The organism is Terrabacter sp. NPDC080008 (genome assembly GCF_040702505.1).
In the GTDB taxonomy this organism is placed as follows: domain Bacteria; phylum Actinomycetota; class Actinomycetes; order Actinomycetales; family Dermatophilaceae; genus Terrabacter.
Window position 1 is genome coordinate 246568 of sequence record NZ_JBFBLC010000001.1, and the last position, 24958, is coordinate 271525.

The following is a 24958-nucleotide window of genomic DNA, read 5'->3' on the forward strand; positions in this document are numbered from 1 at the left end:
ATGACCGACGCCACCGGCACGACCGACGGCACCGCCGCAGCCGAGGGCCAGTCCGAGCGGCCCTGGCTCGACGCGACCCTCCCCGTCGAGGAGCGCATCGACCTGCTTCTGGCGCAGATGACGCTGGCCGAGAAGGTGGGCCAGACCCACATGGTCGCCAACATCGACCCCGAGGCCGACGCCGACGAGATCGCGGCCGCGCGGATCAGCTCGAGCCTCTACGCCTCCGGCCCGACCGGCGGCAACGAGCGCGACGAGGGCGTGCTCGTCGGCAACATCGACGCCGCCCAGCGCCACGCAATCGAGGGGAGCCGCCTCGGCATCCCGCTGCTCTTCGGCCGTGACGTCATCCACGGCCACCGCACGGTCGCGCCGATTCCGCTCGGCATCGCCGCGTCCTTCGACGCGGGTCTCGCCGAGGAGGTCGGCACGATCGCCGCCCGCGAGGCCGTCGTCGACGGGGTCGCCTGGACGTTCGCGCCGATGGTCGACCTGTCCGAGGAGCCGCGCTGGGGCCGGGTCGCCGAGTCGCTCGGCGAGACACCGGTCCTCTCCGGCCGTCTGGCCGCCGGGCTCGTGCGCGGCTTCCAGGGCGACGCCGCCAGTGACCCGGACCGGCTCGCCGCGTGCGCCAAGCACTTCGCCGGCTACGGCCTGTCCGCCGGCGGCCGCGACTACGACACGGTCAGCGTCGGTGAGAACACGCTGCGCAACCTGCACCTGCGCCCCTTCAAGGACGCCGTCGACGCCGGGGTCCTGACCGTGATGGCGGCCTTCAACGACGTCGACGGCATCCCGATGCACGCCCACGAGCACCTCATCCGCGAGGTCCTCAAGGGCGAGTGGGGCTTCGACGGCATGGTCGTCGCCGACTGGAACGGCGTCGGGCAGATCGTCAACGCCGGCGTCGCGGCCGACCTGCGCGAGGCGGCAGCCCTGGCCATCCGCGCCGGCGTCGACCTCGACATGTGCGGCGGCGCCTACCTCGCGCACCTCGAGGAGCTCGTCGAGTCGGGCGAGGTCGAGCTCGCGCTCGTCGACGACGCGGTGCGCCGGGTGCTGCGCCTGAAGTTCCGCCTCGGCCTCTTCGAGCGGCCGTATGCCGCCCGCCCCGGTGCGTCGAACGCGCCGACCCCCGAGACCCGCGAGGTCGCCCTCCGGGCCGGCCAGGCCGCCCATGTGCTCGTCAAGAACGACGGCGTCCTCCCGCTCGACGCCTCCCCCGACGCGACCGGCTCGGTCCTGCTCAGCGGTGCGTTCGTCGACGACGGCGACGCCCTGCTCGGCACATGGGTGCTCGACGGCCGCGGCGAGGAGGTCGTCACTCCGGGCGACGCCCTGCGCGAGCGTCTCGGCGACCGGCTCACCGTCGCCGACGGCCGCTTCTCCGACGTGACGCTCATGCAGGCGCGCGCCGCCGAGACGACGGTCCTGCTGCTCGGCGAGCACCGCTCGCGCTCCGGGGAGGCGCAGTCGGTGGTCGACATCGGCCTGCCGCCGGGCCAGCTCGAGGTGCTGCGCGCGGTCGCCGCGTTCGGCAAGCCGCTCGTCGCCGTCGTCTACACCGGCCGCCCTCTCGACCTGAGCGAGGTGCTCGACCTCGCCGACGCGGTGGTCGTCGTGTGGCACCCGGGCACCGAGGCCGGCAACGCCCTTGCCTCCGTGCTGCTCGGTGAGGTGGAGCCGAGCGGCCGCCTGCCGATGACCTTCCCGCTCTCGACGGGTCACATCCCGACGAGCACGCACCAGCGGCCGACGGGCCGGCTCATCCGGGCCGACGTCGACCACAAGGAGGGCCGCTACATCGACGCCCTCACCTACCCGCGCCTGCCGTTCGGGTTCGGCCTGTCCTACACGAGCGTCGGTTACAGCGAGCCCACCGTGTCGGCACCGACGATGCCGACCGACGGCTCGGTCACCCTCACGGTGACCGTCGCCAACATCGGCGACCGGCCCTGCCGCGAGGTCGTCCAGCTCTACTTCCGCGACCCCGTCGCGCAGGTGACCCGCCCCCTCGTCGAGCTCATGGACTGGGCGCTCGTCGACCTCGTGCCCGGCGAGGCGCGCGAGGTCACCTTCGACGTGCGAGCCGAGCACACGGCATACGCAGGCCGTGACCTCACGACCCGCGTCGACGACGGCGAGATCGTCCTGCTCACGGGGCCCGACTCCGCCCGCCTCCAGCCCGTGTCCGTCACGGTGACGAAGAAGGACTCATGATCGAGATCACCCAGCGCCAGATCCGCATCGACGGCGAGCCGCGCATCGTCATGGGCGGGGAGGTGCACTACTTCCGCGTCGCGCGTGCCGAGTGGGGGCAGCGGCTCGACCTGCTGCGCGAGGCCGGCTGCGACACCGTCGCGACCTACATCCCGTGGATCTTCCACGAGCTGCCCGACCGCACGATCGACGTCACCGGCGAGACACGGCCGGAGCGCGACATCGGCGCCTTCATCGACCTCGCCGCGTCCAAGGGCTTGCGCGTGCTTGCCCGGCCGGGGCCGTTCATCATGGCGGAGCTGAAGAACGAGGGCATCCCGTTCCGCGTCTACCGCGACCACCCGGAGATCATGCCGCTCGGCTGGGACGGCGTGCCGGTCACGTCGAGCACCGTCGACTACCTCGCGCCGGCGTTCCTGTCGGAGAGCGCGCGGTGGTTCGACGCGATCATGCCGGTGCTCGCGCCGAGGTTGCAGCCGGCCGGCGGCCCGATCGTCGGGGTCCAGCTCGACAACGAGATCGGCATGCTCGCCTGGGTGACGAACTCACCTGACCTCACCGACGGGCTCGTCGAGTCGTTCGGGGAGTTCGTGCTCTCGCGCCACGGCGGGGCGGGGGCGTATGCCGTGTCGCCGGGTGAGCCGGGCTGGGCGGAGGCCGTGCGGTCGCCGAAGGAGGAGTGGGCCTGCGCGCTGCGCCTCGACCTCGGGCTCTTCATGCGGCAGCGCTTCGCCGACTACGTGGCGGCGCTGCGCGGGCTGTGCGAGGAGCGCGGCGTCACGGGCGTGCCGTTCCTCATCAACATCCACGGCACCGAGGGCGGCAACGGCGCCCCCTTCCCGATCGGCATCAGCCAGCTCGTCGACACGTATGCCGGCATCCCGGGGATGCTGTCGGGCTCGGACCACTACCTGGGCGAGGCCACGCTCAACACGATGACCGACCTCTACGTCATGAACGCTTTCATGGCGGCGGTGCACGACGCCGACCAGCCGCTGACGTCGCTGGAGTTCGAGGCAGGTTCGGGCGACTACGGCGCGGGGGCGGAGATGCAGTACGACCCGTCGACGGCCGACCTCAAGACGCGGCTGTGCCTGGCCCAGGGCAACCGGCTCATCAACTACTACCTCTTCGCCGGCGGCATCAACCCGCCGCTCGACGAGAAGGTGGACGACGGGAACGAGCGGATCTCGTTCACCGGTGAGCGACACGGCACCGCGGCTCCCGTCGGGCCGGAGGGGCAGCGCGGCTACGCCTATGAGGCGACCGCGCGGGGGGTGCACGCCGTCAAGGCGAACGAGCCGTGGCTGGCCCGGATGGACGAGGAGCACGACGACGTCACGCTCGGGCTGGTGCTCGACGCGTACATGACGGAGTACCGCTATCCGGGGTCCGACGTGATGACGGAGGTCGTGAATGACCTGACGTCGCACCGTGGTGCCGGCGAGCGGAAGACGCTGGCGCGGTCGCTGCTGCTCGGCGGGTTCCGGTTCGGGGCCACGCACCTGGAACGGCGGGACCCTGCGCCGGGGTCGACGGTGCTGCTGGGGACCGGGCGCTACCTGTCGAGGGTGGTGCAGGAGCGGCTCGTCGGTCACGTCTCGTCCGGTGGCAACCTCGTGATGCTGGGGCTGGTGCCGGAGCGGGACCTCGATGGCTCGCCGTGCACGGTGCTGGCGGACGCTCTTGGTCTCACGGCTGGTGAGGTCGTGCGCGACTCGGGGCACTACTTTCCGTCGCTCGTCGCCCAGGGCTGGGCGCAGCCGTGGCCGGAGATGCGCGCCGGATGGCTGCAGCAGCTCGAGCACGAGCGCGGTGACGTCGTGCTGACCGACGTCTACGGAGCCGTATGCGGCGTCGACGTGCCGCTCGGCGAGGGCCGGGCGATCGTCTTGGCGGCGCAAGTGCCGTCGGACCCGGTGCTCTTCGACCGCGCACTGTCGAGCCTCGGCGTCACGCCGGGGCTGCGGCTGGAAACCCAGTGGCCGGGTGTCTTCGCGACGACGACTCGCAGCGAGGACGGCCAGCGGGCGCTGCACGTTCTCAACATCTCCGGGTCGCCCGCGACGGTGACGGTCGCCCTCGACGGGACCCCGATCGCTGCTGGTGTGACCTTGGAGCTGCCGCCGCGGTCCGGGCACATCCTGCCGCTCGGCCTCGCCGTGGCCGACCGCCGGATCGACTGGGCCTCGGCCGAGATCGCAGGCGTCGATGGCGACGGCGCGATCCACTTCCGCCCCGGCCTCGACGAAGATGGCAGCACAACCTTCGTAGTCGACGGTGCTCAGATGATCCTCAAGCCAGGCGAGCACAAGCTCCGCCCCTGAACCACGCAACGACCGGACGGACGGCCGGGGGCGGCGACCAGTCGCGCCCCGGCCTCCCTCAGTGACCTGCAGACGCCATTCTGGCACCACGCTGCGAATCCCGAGCCGCGGCTCGCTCACACCAGGCTGCTGAACCGCACGCAACGACGCGTGACGTCACAACCACGGACTTACTTGCGCACCGTCCCGAGGAGGGTGGTGATTGCGGTCACGAGGGCCGTCGGGTCCTTGAGATCAAGGGGCTCAAGCGAAGCAGGTGGGGTGGCCCGAGTGTCTGCAAATACTCTATGCCCAAGAGTCATCATGAGATCACGCTTATGGTCCAACTCGAGCGCAGTTCCTTGACTTTCTGGCAAAGATCCCCTCAAATCCCGTCTGGCTTACTGTTGAGCAATATGTCAGCAAGGTGTGGCCGTTCGTGATAGTGGCCATAGAATGGTATCAGGAACTGGGGTCTAGATTTGCTTCGGTTGTGTCAGGAGAACTGATGGCGGCGGTAGCAGACTCGCGGATTTTTTGAACCTCAAGAGTCAATACAGATTTCAAATCCTCTAAGTACTGCTTTCCTGCCAATTGAAACTCGTCCTGTGTCAAGTCGCTCGCCCCAGGACGATACTACGGGGCTCGGGACTATGCGATTGGATCGCGAGCGAGATCCGATTGGCTGACGCGAAAGTCGAAGCCGTATCGTCGCGTCACGTCCTGGACGACACCGTGAATCCAGTCCGGAGCATCTGGCGCGACACGCACTTCCTTGATCATCACGCTCAGGTTCACGTCAACAGGCACAACCGGGCCCTCAGGGATCACCCCAGCCACCCCCTCATGGCTTACTTGCCCGTGGATGCCAGTCATGGCGATGAGACGGACTTCCCTCTCGTGTGCGTAACTCTCCCGCTTAAACATGAATGCGTTGAGTACGTTACCTTCCGAGATTAGGGTGGTGTCGTAGTCGATGTACTTGATTCGACCGCCGAAGATCGTGCGGTCGGACGTGATGCTTTTCGTAAGCGACGCCCAATCGGTCACAACGGCCACGCCCCGACCTTCGCGTTGATACAAGTGCCACATGGCGGCGGACTCAACGTCCGACAAATGCCAGCAGTTCATGTGCACGACGGACCGGGCGAACTCACGCCTATGAGGCCGATTCGCCTCCATCATCGCGTAGTGCTCCCCATACATAGCGGGTCGAGCAAGTACGTTTGCCGAGCCGTAGGCACCTTCCCACTGGTCGAGCATTTGATCAGCTCGCGCGAAGTGGAGAGCCTCGGTGCCCAGCATGGACAGGTACCGCGCCAAGTCCATGTAGCGCCACAGACGCTGACTTGCGGCTGGTTGGTCAACGAAGCTCTCATGGGTTGACTCGAACATGGGACGACTCTAGGTCGGGCGAGGTGTGGCCACCCGAGAAGTTCACCTCGCCAACGCCTCCTCGGTAACGGCTACTCCCCCGACTAACCCCGATCGTCGTCAGGATGAGCACGCAGCTCGAGCCCTTCTGTGGAGCGATCCTTGTCCGCCCGCTATTGAGGTGGCGGCGCGTCGAACCCCCAGCTCCGCTGCGAATCCGGGCGACGACACTGACGAGACCGATTTTCCTAGCTGTTCGGCAACCAGGAGGACGGCGACAGCGCGGCCGTGGTCCATGGCGCTCAGGCGCTCCACTCGGCGAGCACGCACCCCGTCATTCAAAACTGGCCATGCCACGGCCGGGATGCGACAACCCAGTCGCGGCGCACTTCACTGGCTAACCCCGCCCTCTCCGGGATAGCCGCCACTCGGCGGCCCGGGCGAAGACGACGGGTCCCCCCGAAGACCTCCGTCCGGACCTACGAGACGGCCAATGCCCTGAGGGCAGAGACCAACGGGCGGTCGTCGAAGTCAGTGCCGGTGAGATGACGCGCGAGACAGTCTCCGCCCCCAATTGGCGTGAGAGGTGGTCGGTTGTCGCCCTCGACGCAGCGAGCGGGGAGAGGGCCGGTTCCAGGCGAACGCTGCAGGCTGCCTGCCCTGTCGCGAATGAGCTAGGTGTCATGCTTCCGGTCTTGGCGGACCCGTCCTCGCATCGCCCCGCGCGCAGCGCCTACTGAGCCCATAATCCTTTGACTGTGAGGGCCTGTGTCTTCGCGTCGAGAGGCGCCGGGGGCCACTGTCTCGAATATGGTGTCGCCGTGACTTCGACTGGCATGGACGGTTCTGGTTCTCCGACTCCGGCAGGCTTCGCTGCCCTTGCCATCGAGGACTGGCGTCAATTCGACTCCGTGCACCTTCGGTTCCATTCACGGCTGACCATCCTGACCGGCGCCAACGCCACGGGCAAGAGCACGATCCTCAGCATCTTGGCCCGGCACTTCAACTGGACCCGCGCCTTCTCGACCGCTCCAGTTCGGACCAGGTCGGAGTACGGATGGGTGTCCGTCGGTCGAAAGCGTGCTCGCAAGTGGGCTCGTGACCGGTCTTACGCCAGCGTAGGAAAACTGACGTACGGAACCGGAATCGTTACTGATATTCAGGTGCCACCACCCACGGAGCTTGCGAAAGCTTCGCACTATGATCTCCTGCTGACCAATCAGCAGCCTGTAACAGGGTCATTCATCACTTCCCATCGCACGTCTTCGGGAAACTACACACCCGTGCAGCAAATACCCACTTCTTTTGCTGCACCCGACGATCTGTACGAGCAGTTCACCCAAGAAGCACGAACGCGATGGCAAGGCGGCTGGACCGGCCGATCACCTCAGCAAGCACTGAAGGAAGCGCTCATGTCAGCGGCCGTCTTCAGCGTCCGAAACAATCCGCATGTTCACTTCAATCGAGATGCCGCCTCGGTGTGGGATGGTTTCCAAGAAATTCTCAAACTAGTGATGCCCGCGTCTCTCGGCTATCAGGGCATGCATATTCGCAGCCCAGACTTGGTGATCGAGACAAGCACGGGCGACTTCATAATCGACGACGCCTCTGGAGGCTTGGCCGCAATCATCGAAGTGGCGTGGAGCATTTTTCTCCGTTCAAGAACCGAATTTGGCTTTACAGTACTTATGGACGAACCTGAGAACCACTTGCATCCAAGCCTCCAGAAGGAGTTCATGCCAGGATTGGTTGCGGCATTTCCTCATGTGCAATTCATAGTCGCCACACACAGCCCTTTCGTCGTCACAGCGACACCGGACTCCTCCGTTTATGCCCTGCATTACAACGAGGCGCGCCGGGTCGTCGCTCGAGGTCTGGATTATGCGAATAAGGCGGCCAGCGCTGACGAGACCCTCCGGGAGGTGCTTGGTGTCGGTAGCACAGTCCCGTCTTGGGCGGAGACAGCTTTTAGACGCGTCCTAAAAGATTACCCGCCGGGGACCCTTAACGATGAGCGCCTACGGCAGTTGCGCCGCGATTTGGCCGCGCTAGGCCTCGAAGCAGAGTTCCCAACGGCGATCATGAATTTAACCAGTCCCGGCGAGCAAGGACGCCCAGGGTGAGGCGCCTAGTCAAACTACCCAAGCCTAAAATTTTGGTGGACAACGAGGCGCTTTGGACTCGAGCTTACGTGGCTGCCCATGCAACTGAAGGCGCGAAGAACCACGAGAAGTGGCGTCACGAGCAAATCAAACTGACACTTCGAGCCGAAACTAACGATAAGTGCGCGTACTGCGAATCCTTCATTGCCGACGTCGCCTATCCCCATGTAGAGCACATTGTGCCAAAGTCGCTTCACCCCGAACTGGCTCACACTTGGCATAATCTAACTTGGGCGTGCCCACGGTGCAATGTCTCGAAAGACGTGGCTTACCACCCGACAGCAGGGGTATTAAATCCCTACGTGGATACCATCGAAGAGCATTTGGAGTTCTACGGCGACTTAGTCGACTGTCCCCTGGGCAGCCAACGCGGGGAAGCTACGATCATTGCCTGTGACCTGAACCGGTACGAATTATTGCGGTCGCGCGTGGCGCGGCTACGAGCCATTCGCCAAATGGCGGAGAGATGGAACGCCGCCATAGATCCGATGAGAACGACCATCGAGTCAGCGATAAGACTGGACGCGGCACAGGGCGAGTACAGCGCTCACGTCAGCGCCTATCTTCGGAAGATCGGATTCCCACTAGATGCGCAATAGGACTCCAACGCGTGAGCGCCATGCGCGGTCAGCGCCCAGTTGGATCGGCGATCGAATGTGGAAGCGCACACGCCGCCGCAACTTCGCGGTAAGGCAACAGTTAGTACCCTTGCCTCGTTCCGCTTGAATAGATTTTGGGCCTACGATTCACTGCACACGAGAAATCTGATTGTGTTGCTGTTCGAGAGCAGACAAGTCTTCGATTAGTGAACCGGCGAGATCGGGCAGCCGATGGGGGATCATGCACCGCGGCCGCACTCGGAAAGCCACCTTCCGATGAACTGAGTCGGCACCTTATCCACCCCTTTACAACCCGTTGCGGTGGTCGGGTAGGACGTCGCGCCAGGAGTGTTGGGGCGAGTAGCCGAGCAGGTCGCGGGCCTTGTCGATGGAGTAGAAGGTCTCGTTGCGCCCCATGGGGCGGCGCAGCTCCACCCCGTCGTAGAAGCGCTCGCGCACCTCGTCGGTCGTCGCGGCGACGGACATGTCGGCGTTGGCGACGTTGAGGACCTCGTAGCCGAGCCCGTCGGTCTCGAGGCAGCGCTGCAACATGTGGCCGAGGTCGCGGGTGTCGATGTAGGCGAAGACGTTGCGCCGCCGCAGCGCCGGGTCCTCGAGGAACGGCGGGAAGAGTTCGGCGTACTCGTGCGGCTCGATGACGTTGTTGATCCGCAGCCCGTAGATGTCGGCGCCGGTGCGGGCCTGGAACGAGCGAGCGGTCACCTCGTTCGCGACCTTCGACATCGCGTACGAGTGCTCCGGCACCGTTGGGTGCCCCATCCGCCGGCTCAGCGCGCCGTCTAGGCGGACGAACTGTTACTCGCCCGGCGGCACGAGGAACGCGCGACGTCGCGCCAAGGCCCATGCTCCATGCCCACCTGACGGAGTACACATCCCTCTATGGACGTGGCCGCCCGGTTCGACTGGGGCGCGGCCTAGATCGGCGCCATGGATGCTGACGGCATGGTCCACTTCCGCTCCGGCCTCGGCGGGGACGAAAGGACGCAGGTTGGCATCCCGGCAGCGAAGCGCGGCTCTCTCCGTAAGCCACAGGAAACCGGTAGTTCGCAAGGGGACGAACGATCGCACCGCCCGAGGTGAGCGCCGGCCACACCCCGCCCGGGGCGCCCGTGTGGGGCGAAGCGCACCATTGGATACCGCGAGGCGTACCCCATTGTCAGATCCCCGCGCTAGTGTGCAACATGTGCGCAAGTACGGGATTGGGGTAGGCAGATGACCGACTACGACACCTCGCATGATGGGCCGATAGGAGGGCTACCTCCTGCGGATCCCGTCCTGCTGCGAAACCCTCAGATCGAGGCCGCACTCGTTGAGATCCGCTTCAGCGGTGTTGAGCATGAGGTCGCCTCAAAGGTGGCATTTCGGGTGCGCGATGCTGCTGAGCGCTCTGGTTTTGAATTTCCGCAGATGCGCGCTACGCAGTCACAGGAAATCACGGTCCGAATTGAGGATGGTAAGGCCCTCCCCGATCTTCAAGAGCGCGCCTCCGGTTGGCAGATGGCAACCGAGGATGGTCACCTTGCTGTGACTCTGCTTCCAGGGGTCTTTGCTGTGCAGGCCACCAAGTACGAGCGGTGGCGGACCACGCTTGAGCCTGTCCTCGCGCAGGTGGCAGAGGCGGTGGAAGCAACCATGTCGCCCGCGATGCTCAACCGCGTCGGCGTGCGTTTCATCAACAGACTGACGCGCGCAGATGCAGAGAGTCCCCTAGCATGGAAGGACGCAATCAATCCGACGTTCCTGGGTTCACTCCTGGACCCCAATATCGGGCCGAAGGTTGTCGGGACGCAACAGCAAGCAGAAGTCCGACTGGGGCCTGCCAAGGGCGCCCTGATACGACACGGTCTCTTCAGCGATACCGCCCGGCTCGGCGCTTACAGCTACTTAGTCGACCTGGACGTTTTCGATCAGGCCGCAAGTCCTTTCGAGGCGGATCGAATCGTGACAACCGCTCGCACGCTGGACCGCACCGCACTGAGCCTGTTCCAGCAGATCGTGCTGCCGTCGTATCGAGCCACTATGAACCCGTATGCACGCGTCGATGCCACCGGTACGGTGATCGCAACGGTAGATCGAAAGCAATCAGATGTTGAAGGGGGAGAACGATGACTGTGGCTGTTGGGGCGCAGCACCTCGGAGACTGGACGGGATCAATATTTGGAAGCCGTCAAAGGGACGCTCGCGCCAGCGAGTCAATGTCTGGCCGTTCAATGCTTGATGACTCGCTGCTGGGCCCCAACCTGCGCGAACTCCTTCCGTTGTGGGATGAAGCGCTAATTCCGACCTCCTCGGACGCGCTGATCGACGCCGGCTCGATCGTGATCCGCTTTGAGGGCGCGACCGCGCCCCCCCACGTGCGATTCTTGCTCACGCAGCGCACTGCAAAATCAGCTTCCCAGCGAGCAGCTGACCAGCTGAACAACATCGGTGAAATGCTCGACGTGCCCATCCGAGACGTCTGTAAGGCAGCAGGCGTGCCTCGCCGCACCTATTACGCGTGGCGCAAGAAGGGCTCTGCGGTGAGACTAGGCGCGGCCAACCGCATTGAGGACTTGCACCTGGCGGTTCAGGACTTGCAGGAAATGCTCGGTGACGACCTTAAGCGGTGGATCAGGGGGTCACGCCAAATGAGCTACCTGCGAAGCGGGCGCTTTGACGAGCTCCTCAGTGAAGCCATGACCCGACGGACTCGGACGCGCCCGATGGAGGGCGTCCCAGACTGGAGCAACGCAACCGCCGTGGATTGGCCCAGCGTTGTGGACGTCGATTCCTCCGCTCCCGGTGCGCGACGCGCGGCGACACGTCGCACGAACACCTACCGCCGCAACAGCCAGGATGAGAAAGCCTGACTTGATGAGCGAGACGGGGATGGGGATACCTGATTTGGATCGTTCTGACGCGGTCCCGGAGCCGACCGGCTTAGGACAGCCATACGAGCCGCGCATCAACGGTCTGATCCCGGGTGAACTCGGCCGGAGTGTGAAAGGTTCAATCGAAAGATGGAAGCAGGGCGACGCCTTACTAGGAGGACCTCTGTTCTGGGCCGGACCTCGAGGTTCGGATCCGTACCTGCCGTACGATGGAGCGCCCACAGACTTTCATGTGTCTGAGGAGCCCGGAAGCGGCTTTCTGGTGCTGACATCCCAGACCTGCGACATAGTGACGACTGGCACCGGTGCCAAGCACCCGCTCGTGAACGCGTCACCGGTCTATCGGCTTGCGCGTGATGACCCGAATCGGGGAAATGCGAAGGCAGGCAGGGTCGCTTACCTCGTCCCAGTGACCAGACCTCCAGGGGACGACGGCGACTACGTGGTGGACCTACGGGTCAGCTTGCCTCTGAGCAAGGGCATTTTGGTCGGGGCCACGCCAGTCAACGTCTGGGCTACTGAACGAGATCGTCTCACGTTCGCTGAAACTCTGGCGCGAAAGTATCGTCGCGGCGCTCTTTCCTCGGCCCTCAGCGAGGCCTTGGTGTCGTCCCTCAACGAGCACATCAAGGTCGCCGACGTCGAGTTCAGCGAACGCGTGGAAGAGTTGCGACTCCGCATAGAAGGGGACCGCCTCCTACCTACCCAGGTGCAGCTGATGGTTCTCACCGACCACAAGCCTGATTCAGCAACTAAAAAGATGTGGCGTGGCTGGACCAAGAAAGGAGCCAAGGTTCTGAAGAATAGTGGCATCACTTTGCTCCCGACAATCGTGCTTGCGATGGACGACTGCTCTGCCCGGAGCTACAAGAACTCAGTGCCGCTGTATGTTTCGCAACTTGGCCGCCCACCAACCTGGTAACCGAACGCCAGATCACTCACACTTATAAGTAGGGCCGTTACGACTTAAGAAGCCCGTTTCTGCGCGGCCATCGCACCTGGCCGAAGCATGTCCTGCGATGGGGCAGGCGCCCCTTCAGACATGCCGAATATCGGCCTCTGCCGCGTCATATCGGCGCGCGGAGCGCTATCGGTTCACCTCCTCGGGTCATCTCTCGCGTTAACTCGTGCCCTATGTCCCGCGCTCTTGGACTTCAACCCTGAACGCGACTGTCGGGTAGGACGTCGCGCCAGGAGTGTTGGGGCGAATAGCCGAGCAGGTCGCGGGCCTTGTCGATGGAGTAGAAGGTCTCGTTGCGCCCCATGGGGCGGCGCAGCTCCACCCCGTCGTAGAAGCGCTCGCGCACCTCGTCGGTCGTCGCGGCCACGGACATGTCGGCGTTGGCGACGTTGAAGATTTCGTAGCCGAGCCCATCGACCTCGAGGCACCGCTGCACCATCTGGCCGAGGTCGCGGGTGTCGATGTAGGCGAAGACGTTGCGCCGCCGCAGCGCCGGGTCCTCGAGGAACGGCGGGAAGAGTTCGGCGTACTCGTGCGGCTCGATGACGTTGTTGATCCGCAGCCCGTAGATGTCGGCGCCGGTGCGGGCCTCGAACGAGCGCGCCGTCACCTCGTTCGCGACCTTCGACATCGCATACGAGTCCTCCGGCGCCGTCGGGTGCTCCTCGTCGACCGGCACATAGAGCGGCTTGCGCTCACCCTGCGCTAAACAGATCCCGCAGGTCGTCTCCGACGACGCGAAGATCACCTTGCGGATGCCGAGCCGGGTCGCCGCCTCGAGCACGTTGTAGGTGCTGAGCAGGTTCGTCGCATACGTCTTCGCGTCCGACGTGAGCAGGATCGCCGGCACCGCGGCGAAGTGCACGACGGCCTCGTATGCCGGCTTGGCCGGACGGTCAAAGGTGGTCGGCAGGACGGCGGCCGGTCAAGATGAGTTCGTGTTCGGACTCGAGATGGTCGTCGTCCTCGGTGTCGCCCTGGTCGCGAGTGGGGCGCTCGCGCGCCGCTACCCGATCGCGCCGGCCATCCTTCTGGTCCTGGTGGGGGTGCTGATCGGTTTCGTGCCGCACCTGCGGCAGGCCCAGCTGCCGCCGGAGGCGGTGCTGCTCCTGTTCCTGCCCGCGTTGCTCTACTGGGAGAGCCTGACCACCTCGCTGCGGGAGATCCGCAACAACCTGCGGGTCGTCGTGCTCACCAGCACCGTGCTGGTGGCCGCCACCGCGGCCGCCGTTGCCGCGGCCGCGCACGCCCTCGGCCTCGAGTGGGGGCCGGCCTGCGTGCTTGGCGCGGCGCTGGCGCCGACCGACGCGACGGCGGTCGGCGTGCTGGCCCGCGACCTGCCGCGCCGAACGGTCACCGTGCTCCGCGCCGAGAGCCTGGTCAACGACGGCACCGCGCTCGTCCTCTACGGGCTGGCGGTGGGCGTCACGGTCGGAGAGGTGCAGCTGACCGGCTGGCACGTGGTCTGGCTGCTGGCCTGGTCGTACGCCGGGGGCGTGCTCGCCGGCGCGCTCATCGGACTGGTGAGCTGGCAGCTCCGCCGCCGGATGGACGACCCGATGCTCGAGGGCCTCGCCATGCTGGTGACCCCGTTCGCGGCGTTCCTGCTGGCCGACGCCGTGCACGCCTCCGGGGTGCTGGCCGTCGTCGCCTGCGGACTCTTCATGAGCCAGGTGGCGCCCCGGATCACCGCCGCCGCGACCCGCCAGATCGTCATCCCGTTCTGGGCGCTGTCCACCACGGTGCTCAGCAGCGTGCTGTTCGTGCTGATCGGCCTCTCCGCCCAGGCCGCAGTGCGCGGGCTGAACAGCACCCCGCCGATGCGGGCGCTCGTCGACATCGTGGTCGTCACCGCCGTCGTGATCGGGGTGCGGTGGGCGTGGGTCTACACCACGCCGTACCTCATCCGGCTGCTCGATCGCCGTCCCGCGCAACGGCTACGTCGGGTCCCGGCGAGGCAGCGCACGGTCACTGCGGTCGCCGGCTTCCGCGGCGCCGTGTCCCTCGCCGCGGTGCTCGCCGTGCCGCAGACCCTCGCCTCGGGCGCCTCGTTCCCCGACCGGGACCTCATGGTGCTGATCGCCTGCGGGGTCATCGTCCTCACCCTGCTCCAAGCGCTGTTCCTGCCAGCGGTCGTGCGGTTCGCCCGGCTGCCCAGGGACACGGCGGTCGACGAGGAGCTCCAGTTCGCCGACGAGTACTCCCTCGAGGCAGCGCGCGATGCTCTCGACGCCACGGCCACCGAGCTCGGCAGCGGCGAGGCGGTGGTCGAGCGCGTACGCCGCGAGCTGGACAAGGAGCGGCAGCTGCTGGCGTCCGCCGGTGACGACGACCATCCGGTCGTCCAGCACGACGACCAGTACCGAGACCTCTCACTCGCCCTCCTGGGGCGGCGGCGCGAGGCGCTCCTCGACCTGCGCGACAGGCAGCGCATCGACGACATCGTGCTGCGCCGGCTGCAGCACCGTCTCGACCAGGAGGAGGTGCGGTTCGCGCGCGCGGACCCCCTCGAGTGACGCAGGTCCGTGCGGCGAGGTCCCACGTCGAGCCGGTGGGACGGCGACCGGCTGACTCCCACCCGGGGAGGGGCGGGTCGGCGACCGGGTTTGCGCACGCCTCCCACCGGATACGACAGGCTTGTGACCACTGACGCGATCGACCACTTCGTCCGCGTCCGCGGCGCGAGCGAGCACAACCTGCGCAACGTCGACGTCGACATCCCGCGAGACGCGATGGTGGCGTTCACCGGCGTCTCCGGCTCGGGCAAGTCCTCCCTGGCGTTCGGCACCCTCTACGCGGAGGCGCAGCGTCGCTACTTCGAGTCGGTGGCGCCGTACGCCCGCCGCCTGCTGCAGCAGGTCGGCGCCCCGCACGTCCAGGGGGTCACCGGCCTGCCGCCCGCAGTCGCCCTCCAGCAACGCCGGGGCGCCGCCACCTCCCGCTCGTCGGTCGGCACCATCACGACGCTGTCCAACCTGCTGCGGATGCTCTACTCGCGGGCCGGTGACTACCCCGAGGGCGCCGAGCACCTCGCCGCAGAGGCGTTCTCGCCCAACACCGTCGCCGGCGCCTGCCCGCGCTGCCACGGGCTGGGGGTCGTGCACGACGTCACCGAGGAACTGCTGGTCCCCGACCCTTCCCTGAGCATCCGCGAGGGCGCGATCGCCGCCTGGCCGGGAGCCTGGCAGGGCGCCAACCTGCGCAGCATCGTCACCGGTCTCGGCATCGACGTCGACAAGCCGTGGCGCACGCTGCCGAAGAAGGACCGCGACTGGCTGCTCTACACCGACGAGCAGCCGTCGGTGCTCATCAAGCCCGAGCGCGACCGCATCGACTACGGCTACCACGGCACGTTCTGGAGCGCGCGCAAGCACGTCATGCACGTGCTCGCGGACTCCAAGAGCGACCGGATGCGCGAGCGGGCCCTGAGGTTCGTCGAGGACGCGCCCTGCCCCGACTGCCATGGCAGCGGGCTGCGACCGGAGGCCCTCGCGGTCACCTTCGCCGGCCGTTCGATCGCCGAGGTCAACGAGCTGCCGCTTGTCGAGGTCGTCGCGCTGCTGCGGCCGTACGCCGAGCAGCCCGAGGAAGCCAACGAGGTCGCCGTACGGCTCTGCAGGGATCTGGTCGCGCGCGTCGGGGTGCTCCTCGACCTCGGCCTGGGCTACCTCAGCCTCGGCCGCAGCTCGACCACGCTCTCCCCGGGGGAGGCGCAGCGGCTGCGGATCGCCACCCAGCTGCGCTCCGGGCTGTTCGGGGTCGTCTACGTCCTCGACGAGCCCTCCGCCGGGCTGCATCCCGCGGACGCCGAACCGCTGCTCGACGTGCTCGACCGGCTCAAGGCCTCCGGCAACTCCCTGTTCGTCGTGGAGCACGACATGGACGTCGTACGCCGCGCCGACTGGGTCGTCGACATCGGCCCGGGTGCCGGCGAGGCCGGCGGCCGAGTGCTCTACAGCGGGCCCATCGACGGGCTGGAGGACGTCGCGGAGTCCGCCACCAGCGCCCACCTGTTCGGTCGCGCCGAGCGGCTCGAGCACGCCGTACGCGACCCCCAGGGCTGGCTGCAGCTGGCCGGCATCACGCGCCACAACCTGGAAGGCCTGTCCGTCGACATCCCGCTCTGTGTGCTGACCGCCGTCACCGGCGTCTCCGGGTCGGGCAAGTCGACGCTGGTCAGCCAGGTCCTCGCCGAGGACCCGGCGGTCGGTGACCAGTTCGACCGGCTCGTGCTCGTCGACCAGCGGCCGATCGGGCGCACGCCGCGGTCCAACCTCGCGACGTACACCGGCCTCTTCGACTCGGTCCGCAAGCTCTTCGCCGCGACCGACGAGGCGCGCGAGCGCGGGTACGGCGCCGGCCGGTTCTCCTTCAACGTGCCCGAGGGCCGCTGCGAGACCTGCCAGGGCGAGGGGTTCGTCGCCGTCGAGCTGATGTTCCTGCCCGGCACGTACGCGCCGTGCCCCACCTGCCACGGCGCGCGCTACAACGAGGAGACCCTCGAGATCACCTACCGCGGCAAGAACGTCGCGCAGGTGCTCGAGCTCTCCGTCGACGAGGCCGCGACGTTCCTCGCCGACGTGCCGGCCGCCGCGCGGAGCCTGCGGACCCTGCGCGACGTCGGCCTGGGCTACCTCCGGCTCGGGCAGCCGGCCACCGAGCTGAGCGGCGGCGAGGCGCAGCGCATCAAGCTCGCCACCGAGCTGCAGCGTGCACACCGCAGCCACGCGCTCTACCTGCTCGACGAGCCGACCTCGGGGCTGCACCCGGCCGACACTGCGCTGCTGCTGCGCCAGCTGCACCGCCTCGTCGACGCCGGCAACACCGTGGTCCTCGTCGAGCACGACCTCGACGCCATCGCCACCGCCGACTGGGTCATCGACCTCGGCCCCGGCGGCGGCGACGCGGGCGGCCAGGTCGTCGCCACCGGCACCCCGGCCGAGGTCGCGAAGGCCGAAAGCAGCGCGACCGCGCCGTACCTCGCCCGCCGGCTCTCGCGGCCCTGAGCGAAGTGCGCTCGGCGGCGATACTGCGGCCACGAGGTGGGCGCGGGGTGAGGTCTGCGCCGGCAGGGGTGCTTGCCGGTGCCGGCGCAGACCGCGACCTCACGCGCTGGGTGCGTCCGGCCCCTCGGAGATCTGCCGCAGTGTCGCGACCACCTTGACCTCCGGCCAGTGCTTCGCGTGCAGCTCGGCGAACTCCTGCTGGTCGGCGACGGCCTCCTCGAGCGAGCCGTACTGCATGATCGCCCAGCCGCCGACGATCTCCTTGCTCTCGGCGTACGGCCCGTCGACCCGCGTCACCGTGCCGTTGTCGACGACGAAGTTCACGGCGTCCTCCGTGCCGTAGAGGCCCCCGCCGTCGAGGAACACGCCCTTGGCGGCGCGCTCGCCGATGTGGACGTCCATCGCCTCGAAGAGCGACTGCGGGGGCGCTCCGATGCCCTCTTCCATCCTCACGAATCCCATGAAACGCGGCATCTGCATCTCCTTCTGGTAGCTGGTGGTCCTGCCTGTCACCGCTGCGTCGATCGGCCCGGCACGTCTTCGACATCGTCGTCCGAGATAGTTTGCGATCCGCCGCTGGGGTTGGGTCGACGACGTGGAGGTCACCGTGCTACCTCCACCTGAAGTGGACGAAGACCCGACCGAAGTTGTCGGAGTCCTTCTCGACCCGGTGGTAGAGGGCCTTGACGTCCTTGCGGTCCAGGAACCGCAGCACCCGCTTCTTGAGCTGACCGGAGCCCTTCCCCGGGATGATCTCGACCAGGGGCGCCTTCTTCGCGACGGCCTCGTCGATGATGCCCTTGAGCGCTCGCTCGATCTCGTCACCGCGGTTGTAGATGTCGTGCAGATCGAGCTTGAGCTTCATGCCCCGATCTTCCACCCACGGCATCACCAGTCAGCAGGCAGCCGAGGCCGGCAGCAAGAGCAGCAGGAGCCGGAGAGCGAGTGGCGTCATCAGCCGCATCGGCGCACGGAGGGCAGCTCGCCGTAGAGTTCTTGGATTGGTTCCGGTCGGAAGGGAACGGACATGGACCGCGCCAACGCAGACAGTCAAGCCACTCGAGCCGCCTTGAACCACAGCCAGATCATCGACTTCACGACCACTGGCCGGCGGACCGGTCAACCTCGGCGCATCGAGATCTTCCTGCACCACGACGGTGACCGACTCTTCATCACCGGAATGCCCCGGGCTGACCGGACGCGCGACTGGATCCACAACATCGAGGCCGATCCGCACGTCGTGATCCACCTGAAGCAGTCGGTGGTCGCCGACGTGCCCGCGACGGCCCGGGTGGTCACCGATCCCGACGAGCGTCGACCGCTCATCGAGGCCGCCGCCAGGCATTGGCGCCGGACGGATGTCCCGGAGATGCTGCGCCACAGTCCCCTCATCGTGCTCACGGTCGAGGACGCCGCCAGCACGACCGGTGACGGCTCTGCCTAGGAGACGACTGAGTCGCCTCCCGAACGGTCAGGGGCGGACGACCGTCAGCCCCGTCCTGCCGGGCTGGTCCGTGGTGGCCAGAGAGGCCCCGACTTCCTCGAGGGCGATGACGTACTTGTCGTAGACGACCGCCCTCACGACGCGTGCGGGTCCGTCAGCACGTCGCGCCAGGAGTGCTCGGGCGAGTAGCCGAGCAGGTCGCGGGCCTTGTCGATGGAGTAGAAGGTCTCGTTGCGCCCCATCTGCCGGCGCAGCTCCACCCCGTCGTAGAAGCGCTCGCGCACCTCGTCCGTCGTCGCCGCGACGGACATGTCGGCGTTGGCGACGTTGAAGACCTCGTAGCCCAGCCCGTCGACCTCGAGGCAGCGCTGCACCATCTGGCCCAGGTCGCGGGTGTCGATGTAGGCGAAGACGTTGCGCCGCCGCAGCGCCGGGTCATCCAGGAAGGGCGGGAACATCTCGGCGTACTCGTGCGGCTCGATGACGTTGTTGATCCGCAGCCCGTAGATGTCGGCGCCGGTGCGGGCCTGGAACGAGCGGGCCGTCACCTCGTTCGCGACCTTCGACATCGCATACGAGTCCTCGGGCACCGTCGGGTGCTCCTCGTCGACCGGCACGTAGAGCGGCTTGCGCTCACCCTGCGCGAAGCAGATGCCGTAGGTCGTCTCCGACGACGCGAAGATCACCTTGCGGATGCCGAGCCGGGTCGCCGCCTCGAGCACGTTGTAGGTGCTGAGCACGTTCGTCGCATACGTCTGCGCGTCCGAGCTGAGCAGGATCGCCGGCACCGCGGCGAAGTGCACGACCGCGTCGTATGCCGGCTTGGCCGCAAGCTCCAGCTCGTCGAAGCGCGCCAGTCCCGCGAGGGCGGAGTACGTCTCGCCGATGTCGGTGAGGTCGACGCGGAGGTCGTCGACGCCCGGGTGCTTGAGCGGCACGAGGTCGGCGTTGGTGATCTGGTGGCCCTGCGCTGCGAGGAACGGGGCGACGTGCTTGCCGGCCTTGCCGCTGCCGCCGGTGAAGAAGATGCGCATGTCCCGATCCAACCACCGATCCCGCCCGAACCCCCGGGCGGCGACTCCGGCGAAGCCCCGCCCCGGCCACCCGCGCCGGTCTACCGTCGAAGCATGAGCATCGACGACGTCGGTCCCGATCCGCAGGCGTTCGACCTCGAGGGGGAGACGCTCGAGAACGAGAACTACCGGACCGTCGCCTGGAGCGGGAAGTACCTGCAGGTCACGCTCATGTCGATCCCGGTCGACGGCGAGATCGGCCTCGAGCAGCATCCCGAGACCGACCAGTTCATCCGCCTCGACAGCGGCCACGGCCGCGCCCAGATGGGCCCCTCCAAGGACGAACTGACCTTCGACGAGCCGGTCACCGACGGCTGGTGCGTCCTCGTCCCGGCCGGCAGCTGGCACAACATCACGAACGTCGGCGACCAGCCGATGCAGCTCTACACCGTCTACGCGCCGCAGCACCACAGCCCCGGCAAGGTGCACGAGACCAAGGACGTCGCCGACCACGACACCGACGACGAGCCCGCCGACTGGTCCGTGCAGCCCGCGTCCGCGCCCGACCAGCACGCCTGAGCCGAACGCCCCGAGCCCGGGCAGGCGAACGGCGGCCCGAACCCCCGAGATCCGAGCCGCCGTCGCGGCTAAATGACGGTCAGCGTGTCAGCAGAGCGACTTCGCGACCGCGTTCTTGGGCTGGCCGCCGCCGACGGCCTGGACGAGCTGGCCGACGTTGTCGAAGCCGGGAACGCCGCCGTGGTTGACGGTCTTGTGCACCTGGCCGAAGCAGGCGTTGGAAGAGGGAGCGGCACTGGCAGCGCCGGCAAAGCCGATCGTGGCGAGGACGGCGATGGAACCGGTGGCGAGGATGCGCTTCATCGAACAATCCCTTCAGTGACGTGGGTGCGGGTTCACCCATCACTCCTGCTTCGGCGCGGCGGATGGATCGGATTGGGCGCGCGGCCGACTTCATTCGACGAGCCCTTGCGTATGCGTGCAGCGGGCTCTCGCTGACGCCCACAGCGGCGCTGGGGCCCGGTTAACGGCTGACAGAATGGCGACCATGCCCGCACCCGATCCCGTCGATGGGGACGAGCACACCGAGACCGAGACCCGCGCCCTGCTCGCCGAGCTCGGCACCACGATGATCGCCACCGGCCAGCCGGTCCAGGAGATCGAGGAGGAGCTCGCCGAGGTCAGCGCCCACCTCGGCTACCCCGACGTCCAGTCGGCGGTCGGGCCCACCGGCCTGATGCTCACCCTGACCCCGGGCGGCCCAGCCACCTTTCGCGCGGCCCCGCCCGGCCTGCGGCTGCACCAGTCCGCGGACGTCCGGGTCGTCCGCCACCGGCTCCTCACCGACCAGCTGACGCTCCGCGAGGCCCGCGACGAGCTCGCCGCGGCCATGCGGCGCCCGCTCCAGCGGCCGTCGTGGCTCGTCGCCCTCGCCTGGCCGGTGCTCGCCACCGGCATCGCGCTCATCCTCCAGCCCGGCTGGGCCAACGTCGCCGCCGCCGCGGTCGGCGCCCTCATCGTGCTCGCCCTCGTCCAGCTCGCCGAGCGCTTCGAGGTGGTCAAGGCGCTGCTGCCGACCCTCGCCGCCTTCGCCGTCTCGCTCGTCGTCTTCGGTGCCGCGAACGCCGGCCTGCTCGAGGGCCCGCTGCGCACCGTCCTGCCGTCGATCGCCGTCCTGCTGCCGGGTGCCCTCGTCGTCAACGGCATGTCCGAGCTCGCCGCCGGGCACATGCAGGCCGGCTCGGCCCGCCTCGCCTACGGCCTTGCCCAGCTCGGCCTCTTCGCCTTGGGCCTGCTCATGGCGACCGCCCTGCTGCGCGTGCCCACCTCGACGATGGTGAACCTCCGCGTCGACGACATCGGCTGGTTCGCCGCGCCCGTCGGCCTGGTCCTCGTCGGCGCGAGCATCTGCCTCATGGAGGGTGTGCCGCTGCGCCTGCAGGGCTGGGTGCTGCTCGTGCTGGCCCTCGCCTTCGGCGCCCAAGTCGCCGGGCAGCAGCTCGGCACCGTCGCCCTCGGCGGCTTCTGCGGCGCCATCGCCGCCAGCCTCGGCGCGAGCATCGTCGAGCTGCGCCACCCGCTTCTGCCGCGGCTCGTGCTCTTCCTCCCCGCCTTCTGGCTGCTCGTGCCCGGCAGCCTCGGCCTCGTCGGCGTCACCGAGCTCGCCGCGGGCCACGAGTCCGTCACCGACGTGGCCCTCGGCCTGCTCGGCGTGGCCATCGCCATCTCCCTCGGCCTGCTCGTCGGCTCGGCCGTCGGCCGGGCCCTGCGCGGACGCTTCGCCGCGCCCGTCGACCCGGCCAGCCCCCGACCCGCCTGAGCAGCGCAGACCCGGGCACACGGCATACGCCCCCAAACGGCCGGCGACCGCGCGAGGGCACCGGAGCGCGGGCGGGTACGCACCGCAGTGCGCCCGGGCGCCCACGGACCGTAGGCTCGTGGGGCCAACTGGCACCTGAACCAGCATGCCGAGGAGGCACCGTGTCTCAGACTTCATCGCGGATCCGGACGATCCTGCCGCCGACGAGCCGCACCGCCATCGGCGCGACCGTCGCGACCGGGCTGCTGACCGCGCTCGCCTCGGCGCCCGAGCGGATCGGCCGGCTGCTGCGCGACCGCTACCCGACGGTGGCCGTCACCGGCATGACCGGCGTCGGCAAGAGCCAGCTCGTCGACCGGCTCACCCGCCGCTCCACCGACGACGCCGCGGCCGAGGTCGGCTCGGCGACGATGGAGCGCCGCACCCGCCGCTCGGCCAAGCTGCACGGCTTCCGCTTCCTCGTCGTCCCCGGCGACAACGCCGCCACCCGCCTCGGCGCCCTCGACGAGGTCTTCCACGACCAGCCCGTCGACGGCGTCATCCACGTCGTCGCCAACGGCTACGCCACGCCCCGCCGCGCCGCCGGCATCACCGGCGCGGCCACCGCGACTCGCGAGGAGCAGCTCGCCGCCGAGCTCGAGGACTGGACGATCACCTCGCACCGGATCGCCTCGATGGCCGTGCGCCGCAACAAGCCGATCTTCCTCGTCATCGCCGTGACGAAGACCGACCTCTACCCCGACGACGTCGACGAGGTCGTGCGCTACTACTCCCCGGGCAGCGGCACGCCCTTCGGCGACCGGGTCGACGCCCTGCGCGCCCTCGCCGGCGGCGCGAAGCTGTCCATCGACGTGCTCGCCGTCTCCAGCCAGGGCGGCGACCGCAAGTCCGCCTTCCCCGAGAAGCGGGCCTCCGCCATGGTCGACGCCCTCGCCGACCGCTTGGAGCGGCTCAGCGGTCACGTCTGAGGAGCCTTGCGGCCGCTTGCGTATGCCGGGTGCTGGCGGCTCGCGGGCCTGCTGCGTCGCGTCGGGCGTCCGTTAGACCCCGCGATGTCGGTCTCGCGCGGCATGCTGTCTGGGACGGCGACGACCCGTCGCCCGCGCGGGAGTGGGGGAGGCCACGTGACGGCATACGAGATCAAGGCGCTGACGCCGGAGACCTGGGACGCCTACGCGGCGATGGTGGAGCGGCACGGCGGCGTCTTCGGCGGCTGCTGGTGCACGTGGTTCCACACGATGGCCGCCGAGAAGGAGCGCACCTACGAGGCGAACCGCGCGCTCAAGCAGCTCCTCGTCGAGGAGGGGCGCGCGCACGCAGCGCTCGTCTTCGACGGTGACGAGGCGATCGCGTGGGCCCAGTTCGGCTCTCCTGCAGAGCTGCCCAACATCTACCACCGTAAGCAGTACGACGAGGAGACCGACGTGCTGCCCGACTATCGGGTCACGTGCATCTTCGTCGACAAGCGCCACCGACGGCAGCACGTGTCGGACGTCGCGCTGCAGGGGGCGGTCGACCTCATCGGGGCGGCCGGTGGGGGCATCGTCGAGGGCTACCCGCACGACAACGCCGGCAAGAAGAAGTCGGTGCTCTACGACGGGACCCGGGCCCTCTTCGAGCGCGCCGGCTTCGAGTACATCCGCCCGAAGGGGCAGGGCAACTGCGTCATGCGCCGGACGGTTGGTTGAGGCGTCCGGGGGCCGGGTCAGGGGGTCGCGACCCAGGCGTCGATGGCCTCGAGGACGGTCTCGGTGACGGTGTGCTTCGGCTCGAAGCCGAGGAGGGTGCGGGCCTTGTCCATCGAGAAGACCGGCGAGCGGCCGATGTGGTCGAGCGTGATCGCGACCTGCTCGGGATCGGTGGTCCTCTCGAACTCCGACCACGGCACGAACTCGAGCTTCGGCTCGTGGCCGAAGTGGCGGGCGACGAGCTCGGCGTAGCCGCGGAGGGTCAGCGCCTGGGTGCAGACGCTGTTGAAGCTCTGACCGGCTGCTGCGTCCGGCTGCTCGAGGCAGGCCTGGTGCAGGCCGGCGACGTCGTCGGCGTGCGCGTGGTGGACCGTCTCGCCGCCGCGGTCGGGGAGGGTGCACGAACCGTCGGCTCTGAGCGACTCGATGACCTGCGGGTCCACGTTGCCCGCCGGGCCGATCGGCATCCAGCCGGGGCCGCTGATGTGGCCGGGATGCACGACGCTGGCGCGGACGCGGTCCTGCCCCATGAGGTAGCGCTCGATCGCGAGCTTGTTGACGCCGTAGTAGCCGTAGGGGTGCTTGGCGGCGTCCTCGGTCGTGGGGACGAGGGTGCTCGGGCCGTAGGACCAGATGCTGCCGGTGTGGACGAGGTGCTGGCCGTCGAGCGCCTGGACGAGCTGCTCGGCCTGCTCGGTGGTGAAGCAGGTGAGGTCGACGACCGCGTCGGGCCGCTGGCGCGCGACGAGCGAGCCGAACTCCCCGTCGGCCTCGGCGGCCTCACGGTCGCACCTCACCATCTCGACTTCGCCCCACGCGGGGTCGTCCCGGTAGGGCCGCCGCTCACCGCGGCTGATGACGACGGCCTCGTGGCCCGACCTCACCAGGCTCGGGACGAGGTAGGTGCCGATGTGGCCGGTGCCCCCGATGACGACTACGCGCATGGGCCTGACGTA

The 24958-nt window shown here is 68.0% G+C and carries 22 protein-coding genes; 14 read left to right on the forward strand and 8 right to left on the reverse strand.

What is annotated here, in order from left to right:
• Entirely contained in the window at positions 1–2220 is a 2220-nt protein-coding gene (locus tag AB0316_RS01170; protein WP_366269734.1) for a glycoside hydrolase family 3 N-terminal domain-containing protein, read from the forward strand.
• Positions 2217–4547, forward strand: coding sequence for a beta-galactosidase (locus AB0316_RS01175; protein ID WP_366269736.1), 2331 nt, complete (start codon positions 2217–2219; stop codon positions 4545–4547). Before AB0316_RS01170 ends, AB0316_RS01175 begins: the two co-directional genes overlap by 4 nt.
• Positions 4548–5177: 630 nt before the next feature.
• On the opposite strand, the gene AB0316_RS01180 is transcribed toward AB0316_RS01175, so the two are convergent.
• Positions 5178–5921 (reverse strand): DUF2971 domain-containing protein, encoded by a 744-nt coding sequence (locus AB0316_RS01180; protein WP_366269737.1) that lies wholly within the window; start codon positions 5919–5921, stop codon positions 5178–5180.
• 800 nt (positions 5922–6721) lie between these two features.
• Here AB0316_RS01180 and AB0316_RS01185 point away from each other — a divergent pair.
• Positions 6722–8023 (forward strand): AAA family ATPase, encoded by a 1302-nt coding sequence (locus AB0316_RS01185; RefSeq protein WP_366269739.1) that lies wholly within the window; start codon positions 6722–6724, stop codon positions 8021–8023.
• 68 nt (positions 8024–8091) lie between these two features.
• Positions 8092–8661: an HNH endonuclease gene (locus AB0316_RS01190; protein ID WP_366271266.1), complete on the forward strand. Its 570-nt coding sequence runs from the start codon at positions 8092–8094 to the stop codon at positions 8659–8661.
• A 306-nt stretch (positions 8662–8967) separates the two neighbouring features.
• Here AB0316_RS01190 and AB0316_RS01195 read toward each other — a convergent pair whose 3' ends face one another.
• A complete protein-coding gene (locus AB0316_RS01195) occupies positions 8968–9441 on the reverse strand; it encodes an NAD(P)-dependent oxidoreductase (RefSeq protein ID WP_366269741.1) in 474 nt (157 codons plus the stop codon).
• A gap of 453 nt (positions 9442–9894) precedes the next feature.
• Between AB0316_RS01195 and AB0316_RS01200 the strand changes: the two genes are divergently transcribed.
• The 3 genes from AB0316_RS01200 (at position 9895) to AB0316_RS01210 (ending at position 12474) form a co-directional block, all read left to right on the forward strand.
• A complete protein-coding gene (locus tag AB0316_RS01200) occupies positions 9895–10791 on the forward strand; it encodes a TIGR04255 family protein (protein WP_366269743.1) in 897 nt (298 codons plus the stop codon).
• A 101-nt stretch (positions 10792–10892) separates the two neighbouring features.
• Positions 10893–11531 (forward strand): hypothetical protein, encoded by a 639-nt coding sequence (locus AB0316_RS01205; RefSeq protein WP_366269745.1) that lies wholly within the window; start codon positions 10893–10895, stop codon positions 11529–11531.
• A gap of 4 nt (positions 11532–11535) precedes the next feature.
• Positions 11536–12474 (forward strand): hypothetical protein, encoded by a 939-nt coding sequence (locus AB0316_RS01210; RefSeq protein ID WP_366269747.1) that lies wholly within the window; start codon positions 11536–11538, stop codon positions 12472–12474.
• Between the two features lie 232 nt (positions 12475–12706).
• Here the strand turns inward: AB0316_RS01210 and AB0316_RS01215 are convergent, their stop codons facing one another.
• Positions 12707–13426: an NAD(P)-dependent oxidoreductase gene (locus AB0316_RS01215; RefSeq protein ID WP_366271269.1), complete on the reverse strand. Its 720-nt coding sequence runs from the start codon at positions 13424–13426 to the stop codon at positions 12707–12709.
• A gap of 25 nt (positions 13427–13451) precedes the next feature.
• Between AB0316_RS01215 and AB0316_RS01220 the strand changes: the two genes are divergently transcribed.
• Entirely contained in the window at positions 13452–15029 is a 1578-nt protein-coding gene (locus AB0316_RS01220; RefSeq protein WP_366269749.1) for a Na+/H+ antiporter, read from the forward strand.
• Between the two features lie 123 nt (positions 15030–15152).
• The gene (uvrA, locus tag AB0316_RS01225; protein WP_366269751.1) at positions 15153–17519 is read left to right on the forward strand and encodes an excinuclease ABC subunit UvrA; all 2367 of its coding nucleotides are present in this window, start codon (positions 15153–15155) and stop codon (positions 17517–17519) included.
• 99 nt (positions 17520–17618) lie between these two features.
• Here uvrA and AB0316_RS01230 read toward each other — a convergent pair whose 3' ends face one another.
• Both AB0316_RS01230 and AB0316_RS01235 read right to left on the reverse strand, forming a co-directional pair.
• Entirely contained in the window at positions 17619–17966 is a 348-nt protein-coding gene (locus AB0316_RS01230) for a YciI family protein (RefSeq protein ID WP_366269753.1), read from the reverse strand.
• 163 nt (positions 17967–18129) lie between these two features.
• Entirely contained in the window at positions 18130–18384 is a 255-nt protein-coding gene (locus tag AB0316_RS01235; RefSeq protein ID WP_366269755.1) for a Smr/MutS family protein, read from the reverse strand.
• A 162-nt stretch (positions 18385–18546) separates the two neighbouring features.
• Between AB0316_RS01235 and AB0316_RS01240 the strand changes: the two genes are divergently transcribed.
• Entirely contained in the window at positions 18547–18963 is a 417-nt protein-coding gene (locus AB0316_RS01240) for a nitroreductase family deazaflavin-dependent oxidoreductase (RefSeq protein ID WP_366269757.1), read from the forward strand.
• A gap of 134 nt (positions 18964–19097) precedes the next feature.
• On the opposite strand, the gene AB0316_RS01245 is transcribed toward AB0316_RS01240, so the two are convergent.
• Positions 19098–19997, reverse strand: coding sequence for an NAD(P)-dependent oxidoreductase (locus AB0316_RS01245; protein ID WP_366269759.1), 900 nt, complete (start codon positions 19995–19997; stop codon positions 19098–19100).
• A 93-nt stretch (positions 19998–20090) separates the two neighbouring features.
• On the opposite strand from AB0316_RS01245, the gene AB0316_RS01250 reads away from it, so the two are divergent.
• Positions 20091–20555: a cupin domain-containing protein gene (locus AB0316_RS01250; protein ID WP_366269761.1), complete on the forward strand. Its 465-nt coding sequence runs from the start codon at positions 20091–20093 to the stop codon at positions 20553–20555.
• 87 nt (positions 20556–20642) lie between these two features.
• On the opposite strand, the gene AB0316_RS01255 is transcribed toward AB0316_RS01250, so the two are convergent.
• Positions 20643–20858 carry a hypothetical protein gene (locus AB0316_RS01255; protein WP_366269763.1) on the reverse strand — a complete coding sequence of 72 codons (216 nt, stop codon included), beginning with the start codon at positions 20856–20858 and terminating at the stop codon, positions 20643–20645.
• 184 nt (positions 20859–21042) lie between these two features.
• Here AB0316_RS01255 and AB0316_RS01260 point away from each other — a divergent pair, with 184 nt between their 5' ends.
• The 3 genes from AB0316_RS01260 (at position 21043) to AB0316_RS01270 (ending at position 24002) form a co-directional block, all read left to right on the forward strand.
• Positions 21043–22314, forward strand: a complete 1272-nt coding sequence (locus AB0316_RS01260; protein ID WP_366269765.1) for a threonine/serine exporter family protein — start codon at positions 21043–21045, stop codon at positions 22312–22314.
• Positions 22315–22475: 161 nt separating this feature from the next.
• Positions 22476–23282 carry a GTPase gene (locus AB0316_RS01265; RefSeq protein ID WP_366269767.1) on the forward strand — a complete coding sequence of 269 codons (807 nt, stop codon included), beginning with the start codon at positions 22476–22478 and terminating at the stop codon, positions 23280–23282.
• 156 nt (positions 23283–23438) lie between these two features.
• Positions 23439–24002, forward strand: coding sequence for a GNAT family N-acetyltransferase (locus tag AB0316_RS01270; protein WP_366269769.1), 564 nt, complete (start codon positions 23439–23441; stop codon positions 24000–24002).
• Positions 24003–24019: 17 nt separating this feature from the next.
• Here AB0316_RS01270 and AB0316_RS01275 read toward each other — a convergent pair whose 3' ends face one another.
• Positions 24020–24946 (reverse strand): NAD-dependent epimerase/dehydratase family protein, encoded by a 927-nt coding sequence (locus AB0316_RS01275; protein WP_366269772.1) that lies wholly within the window; start codon positions 24944–24946, stop codon positions 24020–24022.
• Positions 24947–24958: the final 12 nt, after the last annotated feature.